At 43.0% G+C, this 14,973-nt stretch carries 19 protein-coding genes; 2 read left to right on the top strand and 17 right to left on the bottom strand.

Translation table 11 applies throughout. The annotated features are described in order from the left end of the window. Window positions 1-64: 64 nt before the first annotated feature. The 5 genes from FD735_RS02895 to cdaA all read right to left on the bottom strand — a co-directional run bounded on the left by FD735_RS02895 (window position 65) and on the right by cdaA (window position 4,388). Window positions 65-913, bottom strand: a complete 849-nt coding sequence (locus FD735_RS02895) for a DegV family protein (protein WP_139658416.1) — start codon at window positions 911-913, stop codon at window positions 65-67. A gap of 2 nt (window positions 914-915) precedes the next feature. Then, entirely contained in the window at window positions 916-1,290 is a 375-nt protein-coding gene (locus tag FD735_RS02890) for a DUF1149 family protein (RefSeq protein WP_001050092.1), read from the bottom strand. A 73-nt stretch (window positions 1,291-1,363) separates the two neighbouring features. After that, entirely contained in the window at window positions 1,364-2,716 is a 1,353-nt protein-coding gene (gene glmM / locus FD735_RS02885) for a phosphoglucosamine mutase (protein ID WP_139659095.1), read from the bottom strand. 30 nt (window positions 2,717-2,746) lie between these two features. Beyond that, on the bottom strand, window positions 2,747-3,544 hold the full coding sequence (locus FD735_RS02880; RefSeq protein WP_139658415.1) for a YbbR-like domain-containing protein: 798 nt from the start codon (window positions 3,542-3,544) through the stop codon (window positions 2,747-2,749). Then, the gene (cdaA, locus tag FD735_RS02875; protein ID WP_125397867.1) at window positions 3,531-4,388 is read right to left on the bottom strand and encodes a diadenylate cyclase CdaA; all 858 of its coding nucleotides are present in this window, start codon (window positions 4,386-4,388) and stop codon (window positions 3,531-3,533) included. The genes FD735_RS02880 and cdaA overlap by 14 nt, the downstream gene beginning before the upstream one ends. A 136-nt stretch (window positions 4,389-4,524) precedes the next feature. Between cdaA and FD735_RS02870 the strand changes: the two genes are divergently transcribed. Continuing rightward, a complete protein-coding gene (locus FD735_RS02870) occupies window positions 4,525-5,493 on the top strand; it encodes an NAD(P)/FAD-dependent oxidoreductase (protein WP_139658414.1) in 969 nt (322 codons plus the stop codon). Between the two features lie 32 nt (window positions 5,494-5,525). Here FD735_RS02870 and whiA read toward each other — a convergent pair whose 3' ends face one another. The 10 genes from whiA to FD735_RS02820 all read right to left on the bottom strand — a co-directional run bounded on the left by whiA (window position 5,526) and on the right by FD735_RS02820 (window position 12,585). Next, complete coding sequence (gene whiA / locus FD735_RS02865; protein WP_139658413.1) at window positions 5,526-6,437, bottom strand: DNA-binding protein WhiA; 912 nt, start codon at window positions 6,435-6,437, stop codon at window positions 5,526-5,528. After that, window positions 6,434-7,411: a YvcK family protein gene (locus FD735_RS02860; protein ID WP_139658412.1), complete on the bottom strand. Its 978-nt coding sequence runs from the start codon at window positions 7,409-7,411 to the stop codon at window positions 6,434-6,436. Before FD735_RS02860 ends, whiA begins: the two co-directional genes overlap by 4 nt. Continuing rightward, a complete protein-coding gene (gene rapZ / locus FD735_RS02855) occupies window positions 7,408-8,298 on the bottom strand; it encodes an RNase adapter RapZ (RefSeq protein ID WP_000163039.1) in 891 nt (296 codons plus the stop codon). Before rapZ ends, FD735_RS02860 begins: the two co-directional genes overlap by 4 nt. Window positions 8,299-8,349: 51 nt before the next feature. Beyond that, window positions 8,350-8,730, bottom strand: coding sequence for a RidA family protein (locus tag FD735_RS02850; protein WP_061427825.1), 381 nt, complete (start codon window positions 8,728-8,730; stop codon window positions 8,350-8,352). A gap of 9 nt (window positions 8,731-8,739) precedes the next feature. Next, window positions 8,740-9,327 (bottom strand): ribosome biogenesis GTP-binding protein YihA/YsxC, encoded by a 588-nt coding sequence (gene yihA / locus FD735_RS02845; RefSeq protein ID WP_000405203.1) that lies wholly within the window; start codon window positions 9,325-9,327, stop codon window positions 8,740-8,742. Window positions 9,328-9,335: 8 nt separating this feature from the next. After that, entirely contained in the window at window positions 9,336-10,568 is a 1,233-nt protein-coding gene (gene clpX, locus FD735_RS02840) for an ATP-dependent Clp protease ATP-binding subunit ClpX (RefSeq protein WP_139658411.1), read from the bottom strand. A gap of 31 nt (window positions 10,569-10,599) precedes the next feature. After that, window positions 10,600-10,770 carry a hypothetical protein gene (locus FD735_RS02835; protein ID WP_000442252.1) on the bottom strand — a complete coding sequence of 57 codons (171 nt, stop codon included), beginning with the start codon at window positions 10,768-10,770 and terminating at the stop codon, window positions 10,600-10,602. Further along, the gene (locus tag FD735_RS02830) at window positions 10,770-11,276 is read right to left on the bottom strand and encodes a dihydrofolate reductase (protein WP_139658410.1); all 507 of its coding nucleotides are present in this window, start codon (window positions 11,274-11,276) and stop codon (window positions 10,770-10,772) included. The genes FD735_RS02835 and FD735_RS02830 overlap by 1 nt, the downstream gene beginning before the upstream one ends. A 118-nt stretch (window positions 11,277-11,394) precedes the next feature. Beyond that, window positions 11,395-12,069, bottom strand: a complete 675-nt coding sequence (gene cmk, locus FD735_RS02825) for a (d)CMP kinase (RefSeq protein WP_000849413.1) — start codon at window positions 12,067-12,069, stop codon at window positions 11,395-11,397. 9 nt (window positions 12,070-12,078) lie between these two features. Further along, window positions 12,079-12,585 carry an SAG1386/EF1546 family surface-associated protein gene (locus FD735_RS02820; RefSeq protein WP_049549902.1) on the bottom strand — a complete coding sequence of 169 codons (507 nt, stop codon included), beginning with the start codon at window positions 12,583-12,585 and terminating at the stop codon, window positions 12,079-12,081. A gap of 45 nt (window positions 12,586-12,630) precedes the next feature. Between FD735_RS02820 and FD735_RS02815 the strand changes: the two genes are divergently transcribed. Beyond that, window positions 12,631-12,834, top strand: a complete 204-nt coding sequence (locus tag FD735_RS02815) for a ferredoxin (protein ID WP_161802764.1) — start codon at window positions 12,631-12,633, stop codon at window positions 12,832-12,834. 75 nt (window positions 12,835-12,909) lie between these two features. Here FD735_RS02815 and FD735_RS02810 read toward each other — a convergent pair whose 3' ends face one another. Then, the gene (locus tag FD735_RS02810) at window positions 12,910-13,893 is read right to left on the bottom strand and encodes a glycosyltransferase family 2 protein (protein WP_255296292.1); all 984 of its coding nucleotides are present in this window, start codon (window positions 13,891-13,893) and stop codon (window positions 12,910-12,912) included. Further along, entirely contained in the window at window positions 13,877-14,896 is a 1,020-nt protein-coding gene (gene galE, locus FD735_RS02805) for a UDP-glucose 4-epimerase GalE (protein ID WP_139658409.1), read from the bottom strand. The genes FD735_RS02810 and galE overlap by 17 nt, the downstream gene beginning before the upstream one ends. Between the last annotated feature and the right edge of the window lie 77 nt (window positions 14,897-14,973).

Below are 14,973 nucleotides of genomic sequence, written 5' to 3'. Positions count from 1 at the left end.
ATCTTTTTTCAAGAGGCAGGTAGGCCGTGTTCAATTGCTAAGATACAAAGCCTGTAAGAACAATTTAGACGATTGGTGTATAGCTCAAGGCGATACTACCTTCTCCAAGGTGGGTCCCAATGACACTACCAAAGGTTTCAATTGGAATTTCAGCAGTCACACCACTCTCCATCAAAAGCTGACGTAAATCCGCTGCCTTTTGAGGAGCGTTCCCATGAATGACTGTTATACGGTAGTCCCCATCTTTTGTCAACTCCTTGATGATTTCCACCAAACGTTTGATTGCTTTCTTTTCTGTACGAACTTTTTCGTAAACTTCAATCACCCCTTGGTCATTAAAGTAAAGGATAGGCTTGATACTGAGGAGATTTCCTAAGATAGCTGCCCCATTTGACAGACGTCCTCCCTTAACCAAGTGATCAAGGTCATCTACTATGATAAAGGCTGAATTATCAGCGATTTGGATAGCCAATTTCTCCTGAATCTGAGTAAAATCATCGCCTTGTTCTGCCCATTCAAAGGCACTCTCCACCATAAATCCTAGAGGGGAACTTGTGATATGGGTATCTGGAAAGGCAATGGTCAAGCCATCATACTCATCCAACATGTATTGGATGTTCTGATAAAAGCCTGAAATTCCTGACGAAAGAAAGAGTCCTAAGACATGGGTATAGCCCTCATCTTTCAAGGAACTTAGAATCTCATCCAGTTTAGCAATACTTGGTTGACTAGTTTTAGGCAATTCTGCAGACTGAGCCATTTTTTGATAAAATTCCTCAGCAGTCAGATTGACACCTTCAACATACTCCTCCCCATCGATATTGACAGGAATATCCAAGATAAATAGATTCTCTCTTTGCAGCGTCTTCTCCTCTAAATAGGCTGAAGAATCTGTAATGACAGCTAATTTCATGGCTAAAACTCCAAATTGATTCCTGGAAGATCCAAGGCAATTTCTGTTACTTCATACGTCAAACGGTTGAGCATGTTCAAGCATGGACGTGCCAAGGTTTCGACTTCTTCTTGGTTAAATTCGCTTGGTTCGTTGACAATACGACCTTCCACGTGGTTCACTTGAGAAATCGTTCCACTGATGACAAATTTGTCAAAAACAATCATAAAGCTCAAGATAACAACTAGCGAAGTTACTTGGTTTTCTTGGTCGTGTTGGAGTAACTGAAAGTTAACGTCTACCTTGGTTTCAGGAGCTCCATTTTCATTTTCCCATTCAAAGTTACGAGCATCAAAGTGATACTGGCTAACAAATTCTTGTTCTCTTTTAAGATTCATTTTTCTCTCCCATTGCTACAATTTACTATGCAATTGTACCACATTTTTATCATTTCATCTAGTTTTCTAGGCTTTAGTCAATACCGATTTCATCTTTAACCACAGCAGCAATAGTATCGACATAGTAGTTGACTTCTTCTGTTGTTGGCGCTTCTGCCATGACACGCAAGAGGGGTTCTGTTCCACTTGGGCGGACAAGGATACGGCCATTGCCAGCCATCTCTTCTTCCATCTTTTCGATGATTGCTTTGATAGCTGGTACTTCCATGGCTTTTTCTTTCATGGCATTTTCCACTCGGATATTGACCAGTTTTTGTGGGTAAATCGCCACTTCTGATGCTAGTTGAGACAAGCTCTTGCCTGTTTCTTTCATGATCTTAGTCAATTGAACAGCTGATAATTGACCATCACCAGTTGTATTGTAATCCATCAAGATAACGTGACCTGATTGTTCACCACCAAGATTGTAGCCTGATTTTCTCATTTCTTCAACGACATAGCGGTCACCAACAGCAGTCACTGCCTTGTTAATACCAGCACTCTCCAAGGCCTTATGGAAGCCAAGATTAGACATGACGGTTGTTACGATGGTGTTTTGAGCTAACTGGCCTTTTTCAGAAAGGTATTTCCCGATGATATACATGATCTTATCACCATCGACGATATCACCATTTTCATCAACGGCAATCAATCGGTCACTGTCTCCGTCAAAGGCCAAACCGATAGCTGACTGGCTTTCTTTGACCACTTCTTGAAGAGCTTCTGGATGTGTAGAACCCACATTCAAGTTGATGTTAAGACCATCTGGTGTCTCACCAATAACAGTTATTTGAGCCCCAAGGTCTGCAAAGATTTGACGAGCACTCGTAGACGCTGCACCGTTTGCTGTGTCCAAGGCCACTTTCATTCCTTCAAGAGGCGTTCCAGTTGAAACAAGGTAACCTTCATACTTACGCAAGCCTTCTGGATAATCTACCAAAGTTCCCAATCCTTCGGCACTTGGACGAGGAAGGGTGTCTTCTGTAGCATCTAGCAAGGCTTCGATTTCTGCTTCTTTTTCATCATCAAGTTTGAAGCCATCCCCACCAAAGAATTTAATTCCATTATCAAGGGCTGGGTTGTGACTTGCGGAAATCATGACACCTGCACTGGCTCCCTCCGTTTTAACCAAGTAAGCTACTGCTGGTGTTGCAAGGACACCGAGTTTGTAGACGTGAATCCCTACAGAGAGAAGACCTGCCACTAGGGCTGATTCTAACATTTCTCCTGAGATACGTGTATCACGTCCTACAAAAACTTTAGGGGCTTCTGTTTCGTGTTGGCTAAGAACATAACCACCAAAACGTCCCAGTTTAAAGGCCAATTCTGGCGTCAATTCTACGTTTGCTTCTCCACGGACTCCATCGGTCCCAAAATATTTACCCATTTTATTTATCATCCTTTTCTACTATTTTATTTAGTCCTGTTTAGACGAGTCTGGTTTCGTTTCTGAACTCGTTGAAGACGAACTGCTGGTTGAAGAGCCCGTTGACGAGGTCGTTGACGAAGAACTCGAGCTAGACGATACTGTTTTGGTTGTAATTTTCATTGTAGTATCAAATGGCATAATGACGCTTGGCAAGACATTTCCATTTTTATCAACTGCTTGTAGTGGAACAGAGGCTGAATAGTTACCTGTTATCCGTTCACTAGTCGGTAAGATGGCAATGACACGATCTACTCTAGAGAGAGTCTCCTCGTCACTAATAACCGTTACTTTTTCATCTGACACAGTTACTTTGTCGATTTTGACCCGAGAATCTATCTGACTAGGGCCAATCTCCGGCACAACGATTACATTGTCTCGTTTTGCTTTTTTACCGACCTTGACTGTTATCTTTTGCGGAGTTGCAACAGCTGTCAAACCGCTAGGCAGATTTTCAATGGTTAGAGGAACTTCGATGGTTCCTACACTGGCATTGGTTAAGTCAGCTTTGACCTTGAATTTCCGAGTGCTTTCCTGCATTTCACTCGCTAAAGCAACTCTGTTTGACCCTGTCAGAAAGACAGTCACTTCAGATGTAAAACCACTGATAAAGTACTGGTCGCTGTCATACTGAATATCGATTGGAACATTAAGGACCGTATTGGTGTAGGTTTCTGTCCGCACTTGTCTGGCACTATTGCTATTTTGGTAGTTTGTAGAAGTCGCGTAGATAAAGAGGATGCAGGCGAAAAAGAAGGAAGAAATAATATAAAGACTATTTTTTCTCATGTTTCAATCCTCCTAGCAAACGCTCTTTCAGACCTTGTTTCTCCTCTGATGCTGGAAGTAAGATTCTTCTCAATTCAGCTTCAAACTCTTCTAAGGTCAAATCATGCTTAAAGACTCCATTATAGGTGATTGAGATTCCACCTGTTTCCTCAGAAACCACAAAGGTAAGAGCATCCGATACTTCCGACAAACCAATCGCAGCCCTGTGACGTGTCCCAAACTCCTTGGAAATTCCAGTATTTTCAGTCAGGGGTAGGTAGGCTGAAGTTACGGCAATCCGATCTTCTCTGACAATGACTGCTCCATCGTGTAAGGGAGTATTGGGGATAAAGATATTAATCAATAACTCAGAAGAAATCTTAGCATCTAGAGGAATCCCAGTTGAGATATATTCCTGCAAGGTTCTCACGCGCTGAACTGCTACCAGAGCACCAATCTTACGGGGGCTCATGTACTCGACTGATTTGACAAAGGCACGAACCATTTGCTCTTCCGCACTAATAGGGGCATTGTAGAAGAAATCAGTAGCTCGACCCAATCGTTCCAAACCAGTCCGAATCTCTGGTGAAAAGATAACTACCGCTGCGATAACCCCATATGTGATGATCTGATTGATCAACCAGGAAATGGTCGTCAAACCAATCATATTGGACAGAATCTGACCTAAAATAAAGACCAGAACTCCCCGCACCAAAATCATGATTTTGGTCCCTGCAATCGCTTTGGTAAAATGATATAAAATATAAGTCACAATGAGAATATCAATCAGATTAGTGACTATTGTCCAAGGGCTTGAAAACAAACTCGTCCAGTATTGCAAATTGGATAATGGTTGAAAATTCATCCCTGGCCTCCTCCCTGTCAAAACACTTTCCGTACTATTATACCATTTTCTGCTCATTTTTTCCCCATCCTACTTCATTTTAAATTAAGCAAAATTATGATACAATAAACTGACTAGAAAAAACGAAGGAGAAATCATGTCTCAACTCTATGATATTACCATTGTAGGGGGCGGTCCTGTCGGCCTCTTTGCTGCCTTTTACGCCCACCTACGCCAAGCTAAAGTCCAAATCATCGACTCCCTTCCCCAGCTCGGTGGTCAGCCTGCCATCCTCTACCCTGAAAAGCAAATCCTTGATGTGCCAGGTTTTCCAAACTTAACTGGGGAAGAGCTGACCAATCGCTTGCTTGAGCAGCTAGATGGCTTTGACACACCTGTTCACCTCAACGAAACGGTTCTTGAGATTGAGAAACAAGATGAAGGATTTAGCATCACAACCAACAAGGGAAATCACCTGACTAAAACCGTCATCATTGCTATGGGGGGTGGTGCCTTTAAACCACGTCCACTCGAATTAGACGGTGTTGAGGACTATGAAAATATCCACTACCACGTTTCCAATATCCAGCAATACGCTGGTAAGAAAGTGACCATCCTTGGTGGAGGAGACTCAGCAGTTGACTGGGCATTGGCTTTTGAAAAAATTGCCCCAACTACTCTCGTTCACCGTCGAGATAACTTCCGCGCTTTGGAACACAGTGTCCAAGCCCTACAAGAATCATCTGTGACCATCAAGACACCGTTCGTCCCTAGCCAACTCCTTGGAGATGGTAAAACACTCGACAAACTAGAAATCACCAAAGTCAAAGCAGATGAAACCGAAACTATCGAAGTAGACCACCTCTTTGTCAACTATGGTTTCAAATCATCTGTTGGCAATCTTAAAAATTGGGGGCTGGGCCTCAACCGTCACAAGATTATCGTCAATAGCAAGCAAGAATCCAGCCAAGAGGGTATCTACGCCATTGGGGACTGCTGCTACTATGAAGGTAAGATTGATTTGATTGCGACAGGACTGGGAGAAGCACCAACTGCTGTCAATAATGCCATTAACTACATTGACCCAGAACAAAAAGTGCAACCAAAACACTCGACCAGTTTATAAGAAAAGAACCACGAATCAACTGATTCGTGGTTTTATAGTTCTTCCGCTAATTTATTTATCTTTCTGAGTCTGTGGTTGACACCACTTTTGGTTAGGGGATTGCTCAGGCTATCTGCCAACTGCTGGATAGAGTAGTCTGGATGCTGAATCCGCAACTGAGCCACCTCTTGCAAATCCACGGGTAAATTTTCCAAACCCATTCTATCTTTGATTTTACTGATATTATTGATGGTCTTCATACTAGCAGAAACCGTTCGAGCGATATTGGCTGTTTCAGCGTTATTAGCCCGATTGAGATCATTACGAGTTTCACGCAAAATCTTGACACGATCAAAATTATCACGCGCCTGCATGGCCCCAATCACGATCAAGAAATCCATGATGTCCTCTGCACGTTGAAGATAGGTAACTGCACCTTTCTTGCGCTCAATAACCTTGGCGTCCAGCAAAAACTGCTGAAGGAGAGAGGCCAATCCTTGAGCATGGTCCAGATAAACAGAACTAATCTCCAACTGGTACTTGCCAGACTCAGGATCTCGGATGCTACCATTTGCCAGAAAGGCCCCACATAAGTAAGCACGTCCAGCCTCCTCATCTGCTAAAATATCGGGATCAATACCCGTCTCCAAACCAAAGAAGGAATCCGCAAGTCGCAAATCAGCTAAAAGCTCCTGCACCCTCTCATCGGTATAGACCGTATAGACACGATTCTTACGAAGATTGCTTCTCTGATGGTGACGAATCTCAGACTTAATCTCATAAAAATGGAGAAAGGACTCATAGAGATGCCGAGCTAACTTAGCATTTTCAGTCACAACAGACAGAGTCAAGCCTGAAGTAGAGAGACCGATACTGCCAGACATCTTGATGATGGCAGACAATTCATGACGACTGAGATGGTGTTGACCAAGAATTTCCTCTTTTACTGCAACTGTAAAACTCATTTTCTCACCTGTATAATGCGCATCAATTCATCTACAATCAAATCGCCATCATGGAAGGCTCCTCCATTTTCCAAACGAAGGAAGTTGGATGAAATCACACGAGGAACCTGTTGGCAAAGACCAGCAAAATCATGCTCTACCTGAACCAAATATTCATCAAAACGGTTGGTATCCATGTATTCTCTAGGAACCTTTTCAATATTGACCAAGACTGTATCAATAAAAGGCCGACCTAGATGGCGATGGAGGACTTCCACATGGTCACTGTCTGAAAAGTGCTCTGTTTCCCCACGCTGGGTCATGATATTGCAGACGTAAGCTATCTCCGCCTTGGTCTCCAAGAGAGCCTGCCCAATTTCCTCGATGACAATATTCGGCAAAATCGATGTAAAGAGGGAACCAGGCCCCAAGACAATCATGTCACTCTCGAGAATGGTATTGACTACTCGACGGCTGGCTTGCGGTGTTTCATCATCCAAGGTATTGGTCACATAGACATGGTCAATCATGCCTGGATGATCTGCAATGTGGCTCTCACCTGCCACCTCAGAACCGTCTCTAAAGACTGCATGCAGTGTCAAAGGCTGATCACTTGAGGGGTAGATTTTTCCTGTTGTGTGGAAAAAGAGACTTAGCAGCTGCATGGCATTATAAGTGGACCCTTGCATTTCAGAGAGCCCTGCTATGATGATATTCCCCAGTGGATGACCCGCAAAAGCTCCAGCGTCTTCTGAAAAGCGGTACTGAAAAACCTTCTCATAAAACTTAGGCATATCCGACATAGCCACCAGAACATTACGAAGATCACCTGGTGGTGTCAGCTGTTGGATATTCTTTCTTAGCTCACCAGAAGAGCCACCATCATCAGCTACCGTTACGATAGCAGCAATATCAACATCCTTTTCTCGCAAGCTTTTCAAAATGACGGGGATACCTGTTCCTCCACCAATCACCGTTATCTTTGGTTTTCTCATGAACGGTTTACCGTTTCCTTTCTTCTGTCTTTGTCACGATGGCTTTCATTGACAGGCCAGTTTTTAGCAAGGTCCTCAGCGATTCGTTTGGCAAAGGCAACACTACGGTGCTGTCCACCTGTACATCCTACTGCGATGGTTAAAACAGACTTGCCTTCTTTTTTGTAGCTTGGCAAAATCGGTTCAATCAAGGCGAGTAAGTGCTGATAGAAACTTTCAGACTCTTCATGATTCATCACATAGTCATAAACTGCTTGATCCTCACCTGTCTGATTACGAAGCTCCGGAAGGTAGTATGGATTTGGCAAGAAACGGACATCAAAGACCAAATCTGCATCGATAGGAATACCATACTTGAATCCAAAAGACATGACCTCGATACGGAAAGACTGGGCTTGTTCTTGGTCTGAAAATTGCTCAGCAATGGTTTTACGAAGTTCACGCGGAGTAAGTTCTGTCGTATCTACCACATTTTGGCTCATGTTTTTCAAAGGTGCCAAAAGTTCACGTTCCAGCTTAATACCATCTAAAATTCGACCATCTGCAGCAAGTGGGTGACTCCGTCTCGTTTCCTTATAGCGTGCCACCAATTCCTTATCTGCTGCGTCTAAAAAGAGGATTTTGAAGTCCAAATCATCTTGGTTTTCCAATTCATCCAAAACAGCCTGAATCTCTGAAAAGAAGGAACGACTACGCATATCGACTACCAAGGCCAGTTTGTGGTCATCGTCCTTGGTCTCTACCAACTGCAAAAACTTTGGCAAGAGGGCTGGCGGCATATTGTCAATGGTAAAATATCCCAAATCCTCAAAGGACTGAATGGCTACTGTTTTCCCTGCGCCACTCATCCCTGTCACAATAACCAGGTGAAGTTGTTTCTTTGTCATCTATCTCTCCTTATATCAAAAAAAGTTTGGCAGAGCCAAACTTCAACTAGCTTATCCAATCTCTGCGATCACTTCAATTTCGACTTTTACATCACGAGGAAGACGTGCAACCTCTATAGCTGAACGAGCTGGGAACTCCTCTTTAAAGGCAGTCTGGTAAACCTCGTTAAAAGGAACAAAGTCATTCATATCGCTCAAGAAGCAAGTTGTTTTGACAACATGGTCAAAGTCTGTTCCTGCTTCAGCCAAAATAGCACCAATATTTTTCAAGACTTGTTCTGTCTGTTCTTGGATTGTTTTTCCTACAATTTCTCCAGTTTCAGGAGATAGGGGAACTTGACCGCTAGCAAACAAAAGATTGCCAACGATTTTCCCTTGAACATATGGTCCGATTGCCTTTGGAGCTTTGTCTGTATGAATTGTTTTTGCCATTTCTTTCCCTCACAATTTTTCTAATATTGCATCCCAAGCCTGATCCATCCCTGCCTTGCTGACAGATGAAAATAGAATGAAGTCGTCACTTGGGTCAAAGTTTAATTTCTTTTTGATTGCTGATTCATGCTTGTTCCACTTACCACGGGGAATCTTGTCCGCCTTAGTCGCAACGATGATAACCGGAATCTCATAATACTTGAGAAATTCGTACATCTGCACATCATCTGCTGACGGGTCGTGGCGGAGATCCACCAAACTGACAACCGCACGGAGATTTTCCCTAGTCGTCAGGTACTCCTCAATCATGCGCCCCCACTTTTCACGCTCCTTTTTGGAAACGCGGGCATAGCCGTAACCTGGTACATCCACAAAACGCATCTTGTCATCAATGTTAAAGAAGTTGAGCAACTGAGTTTTACCAGGTTTTCCTGATGTACGAGCAAGATTTTTGCGGTTCAACATGGTGTTGATAAAGCTAGACTTGCCAACATTTGAACGCCCTGCAAGGGCAATCTCTGGCAGTTCATCCTGCGGATAGTGGGACTTGTTTGCCGCACTGAGCAGGATTTCAGCATTGTGTGTATTGATTTCCATAGTCACCTCTAGGCTGTTTCTAGGATTGGTTTTTCCGTTCCATCGACAGCTTCTTTCGTGATGCGGACCAATTTCACATTTTCCTGACTTGGCACTTCAAACATAACATCTAGCATGGTTTCTTCGATGATTGAGCGAAGACCACGCGCACCAGTTTTGCGTTCAATAGCCTTATTGGCAATTTCTTGAAGGGCTTCGTCGTCAAATTCCAACTCAACGTCATCATAAGAAAGTAAGGTTTGGTATTGTTTGACCAAGGCATTTCTTGGTTCTTTCAGGATACGAACCAAGTCATCGACCGTCAATTGCTCAAGAGCAGCAAAGACAGGCAAGCGTCCAATCAACTCAGGGATAATACCGAATTTTTGAATGTCTTCTGCGATGATTTCTTGCATGTAGGAGCTGTTTTCATCAATCGCCTTGTTATTTTGGCCAAATCCGATGACTTTTTCACCCAGACGTTGTTTAACGATTTCTTCGATACCATCAAAGGCACCACCCACGATGAAGAGGATATTTTTGGTATCTACTTGAATCATCTCTTGTTGTGGATGTTTACGTCCACCTTGAGGCGGCACGCTAGCAACGGTTCCCTCGATAATCTTGAGAAGGGCTTGTTGCACCCCTTCACCCGAAACGTCACGTGTGATAGACACATTCTCGCTCTTCTTGGCAATCTTGTCAATTTCATCTACGTAGATAATCCCACGTTCTGCACGTTCGATGTTAAAGTCAGCAGCCTGCAAGAGTTTGAGGAGGATATTTTCCACGTCCTCACCCACATACCCAGCCTCAGTCAGAGCTGTCGCATCTGCAATAGCAAAAGGCACGTTCAAGCTCTTAGCCAAAGTCTGGGCCAAGAAAGTTTTCCCAGAACCAGTTGGACCAATCATCAAGATGTTTGACTTCTGCAAATCCACATCTTCAGACTCTTCTCGCGTATCGTGGAAATTGATGCGTTTATAGTGATTGTATACAGCCACTGCCAAGGCACGTTTGGCACGATCCTGACCAATCACATAGTGGTTCAAGATATTGAGGAGTTCGATTGGTTTTGGTACTTCAGACAAGTCTGCCAAGATTTCCTCGGCCAACTCCTCCCGAATGATTTCCTGGGCCAACTCCACACATTCATTACAGATAAAGGCGTTGTTCCCAGCGATTATTTTCTTTACTTCTTCTTGGCTTTTGCCACAAAATGAGCAATAAACCATCATATCATTTTTCCTATTTGTAGGCATGATTTCCTTCCATTCTAATTTATCATTCTATCTAAAATAAGGTCATATAAAAAGCGTGGACACTGTTGACCAGATTGGTAAAAGCATTCAACCAGAGTAAGGCAGACAGTCCATAGCGCTTCTTACGAAAAGCCTGTGCTCCAGTCAAAATACAGATCACACACAAAAAAGCTGTAAAAAATCCAAATATACTGCGCTCCATTAGACTTCCTTTCTATCTCGGTATTCGATGGTAAAATCATAGTCGTTTTTCTCATCTCGGGTATAAGATTTGCTTGCAACTGTCTCAAAATGAGACAAGTCAAACTCCTCAGGAAAATAGGTATCTCCCTCCACCTGAGCATGAATCTGTGTCACAATGATTTCATCTAAATATGGCTCAAAAGCCTGAAAAATCTGTTTTCCGCCAATGATATAGAGATTTTTTTCCTGACTCTGATACCACGCTAAAACAGACTCCACATCTTGAAATACGAGCGCCCCATCTATGATTTCTTCGCTATTTCGCGTTAAAATCAGGGTTTGCCGTTTTGGAAGCAGACGACGTCCCATTCCATCAAAGGTCACTCGTCCCATCAGTATAGCATGATTTAAAGTTGTTTCCTTAAAATGTTGCAACTCTGCTGGCAAATGCCAAGGGAGACGATCTTCCTTCCCAATCACACCTTTTTCATCTTGGGCCCAAATGGCTATGATTTTCTTTGTCATGCTTCCATCCTTTTTATTGATACTACTATTTTATCAAAATTCTCCCAAAAAGGCTGTTTTGAAACGCGCGCAAAAGAGAGAAAAGGAGCAGGCTTCATTTAGCTTGCTCCTCTCGTCCCTAGGACATATATTTTTTTGCTTCTGATTCGATTTTTTCGACCACTTCTTGGATACTTAGTCCAGTTGTGTCAAGATAAACTGCATCCTCAGCCTGTTTGAGAGGTGAGGTTTCACGATGACTGTCCTTGTAGTCACGCGCAGCAATCTCTTCTTTCAACGTTTCCAAATCTGTCTCAATGCCTTTGGCAATATTTTCCTTGTAACGACGCTCTGCTCTTTCTTCAACAGAAGCCACTAAGAAAATCTTGAGTTCAGCTTGTGGTAAAACAACTGTCCCGATATCACGCCCATCCATAACGATACCACCTTGCTGAGCAATCTCTTGCTGGAGAGAAACCAGTTTTTCACGCACTTCAGGAATAGCAGCGATGCTTGAAACCTTGTTGGTCACTTCATTTTCACGAATCGGATGCGTAATATCAACATCTCCTACAAAAACAAGTTGCTCACCTGTTTCTGAACGACCAAAACTAATGGGGTGTTGGTTAAGAAGCTCAAGAAGTTGGTCTACATTTCCTGCATTCAACTGGTGTTTGAGCGCTATATAAGTCGCAGCACGGTACATAGCACCTGTATCGAGATAAGTATAACCAAAATCCTTAGCGACAATCTTTGCGACCGTACTCTTACCACTCGAAGCTGGACCATCGATAGCAATTTGAATTGTCTTCATGACCGACTCCTATCTTGTCTTAATCACATCACCTGGGTTGGCAAACCAAGATCCAGATGACATGTGAGAAGGATTTAGGGCTTCTAGCTGGGCAATGGAAATCCCTGCACGTTGAGCAAGAGCTGCTTCTCCCTCTCCAGGATGTACTGTAAGTGTTCCTTCACCTTCTGTATGTTCTTCCGAACTGCTCTCTGAAGGTGTTGATTCAGAAGAAGCTGTTTCCTCTACCTTGCTACTTGAAGATGATGATGCTTCTACTTTAGAACTTGAACTTGTAGAAGGAGACGATGCATCATAGAAGTCCTTCAAAGATGAAGTACGATTGCTTCCTCCGGTTGATAGGTAAATCAATACAACTACCATTGCTACAACGATTACAAAGAAGAGGCTAGCTAGAACCGTCAAGACACGATTCGCAACAACGCCTTTCCCTTTTTGTTTCCGGTGTCGACGCTCTGATCTTGTTTCTTCCTCATTGTTTTCGTAAATATCTTCTTGCCACGGTTCTTTTTCCATACCTTACTCCTTGTTTTTTTTACATTTTCTTATTACAATATAAATATGAAAGTCACACTTATACCCGAACGGTGCATCGCCTGCGGGCTTTGCCAAACCTACTCTGAACTCTTTGATTATCACGATAATGGAATCGTTCGCTTTTACGATGATCCAGTTGAATTACAAAGAGAAATCACTGAGACCAGCGATGTTCTGGAGGCCATCAAAAATTGTCCTACAAGAGCACTTCTAAAAGATCCATCGTAGGAAGCAGGGAATAAATATAATTGATTTTTTCTCATTTTTCCCACACCTACTAGTTTAGCATATTTCTAGGTAAAATTATAGTCTTTTTTGGTTATTTTTTCCTTCAATAATAGAAAGGTCACTTTTTTCTTTGACGAGATAGAGTGGTCTTTTTTTGGTCTCTAGATAAATCTTACTGATATACTTACCGAGAATCCCAATCGTCAGGAGTTGAATCCCTCCAAGAAAGAGGATGACAGCCATCAAAGACGTCCAACCAGATGTCGGATTTCCCAAGATAAGAGTCCGAAACACTACAAAAAATGTCATCACAAACGAAAGAAAACAAGATAGGAGTCCCGCTACAAAGGCTATACTCAAGGGGAAATCTGAAAAATTGAGAATCCCTTCAATTGAGTAGAAAAAGAGCTGTCTAAAACTCCAACTGGTCTTGCCAGCCTGTCTTTCGACATTTGGATAGTCCAGATAGTGCGTTCGAAAACCAACCCAGGCAAAGAGTCCTTTAGAAAAACGATTGGACTCGGTCAGGGTCAAAATAGCATCTACCACAGATCGTCTCATCATGCGAAAATCACGGACACCTGAGGGCAGAGCTACTGGGCTAATTTTTTGCATGAGGCGGTAAAAGAGGTCAGCACAGAGACTGCGAAAGAAGGGTTCTCCCTCCCGACTAGTTCTCCGTGTCCCAACACAGTCCAAGTCTGCATTCTGGTCTAGTAAGGCTTTCATCTCAAGTAGCATACTAGGAGGATCCTGAAGGTCTGCATCCATCACGACCACCAAGTCTCCAGTTGCATGCTGCAAACCTGCGTATAAGGCTGCCTCTTTCCCAAAATTTCGTGAGAATGAGACATAACGGACCGCAGGATTTTGCTCCCGATAGGTCTTCAAAAGCTCTAAGGTCCCATCGCTTGAGCCATCGTCTACAAAGACATATTCGACTTCTGCTCCCAAGTCAGGAAGCAGAGCTTCCACAGACTGATAAAAAAGAGGAAGTACTTCCTCTTCGTTTAGACAAGGGACGATGATTGAAATCATCATCTTAGTCTTCAAATCCATTTGGATGCTTGCTTTGCCAACGCCATGCGTCTTCACACATTTGAGTAATGTCGAGTTCTGCTTCCCATCCGAGTTCTGCTTTGGCTTTTGCTGGGTCTGAGTAGCAGGCAGCGATATCACCTGGGCGGCGTTCTACGATGCGGTAAGGAATAGGACGTCCCACTGTTTTTTCCATATTTTGGATAATTTCAAGAACGGAGTAACCTTTACCAGTTCCAAGGTTATAAATGTTTAGACCTGAACCTTTTTGGAGTTTTTTCAAAGCTGCAACGTGACCTTTAGCTAGGTCTACGACGTGGATATAGTCACGAACACCGGTTCCATCTTCTGTATCGTAATCATCTCCAAACACTTGTACTTGTTCTAGTTTGCCCACTGCTACTTGTGAAACATAAGGTAAGAGATTGTTTGGAATTCCATTTGGATTTTCTCCTAGGTCTCCACTTTCATGCGCTCCGATTGGGTTGAAGTAACGAAGCAAGACCACATTCCATTCTAAGTCTGCCTTGTAGATATCGGTCAAAATCTCCTCTAACATGAGCTTAGTACGGCCGTACGGGTTGGTCACTGAAAGTGGGAAATCTTCCAAGATTGGAACAGTGTGAGGATCTCCGTAAACTGTCGCCGAAGAACTGAAGATGATGTTCTTACAATTATTTTCTTCCATAGCTTTCAAAAGGCTGACAGTTCCTGCGATATTGTTATCATAGTAGGCAAGAGGGATACGGGTTGATTCGCCAACAGCCTTCAAACCAGCAAAGTGAATCACACCAGTCGGTTCTTCCTGCTTGAAAATATCTCTGAGAGTATCAGTATCACGGATATCTGCCTCATAAAAAGGAATCTCAACTCCTGTGATTCTTTCAACAACTTCTAAACTTTTACGATTGCTATTGACAAGATTATCCACCACAACCACTTGATGACCTGCTTGGATCAACTCAATAACAGTGTGGGTTCCGATAAATCCAGCACCACCAGTTACCAAAATCTTTTCTTGCATCTTTTTTCCTCGATTCTCGGATTCTTTTTTCTTATTTTATCATTTTTGATAGGGAATGTCATTTGACATCCTAAACT

Source organism: Streptococcus sp. 1643, from assembly GCF_006228325.1.
Lineage (GTDB): Bacteria > Bacillota > Bacilli > Lactobacillales > Streptococcaceae > Streptococcus.
This window is presented reverse-complemented; position numbering and strand designations above follow the sequence as displayed.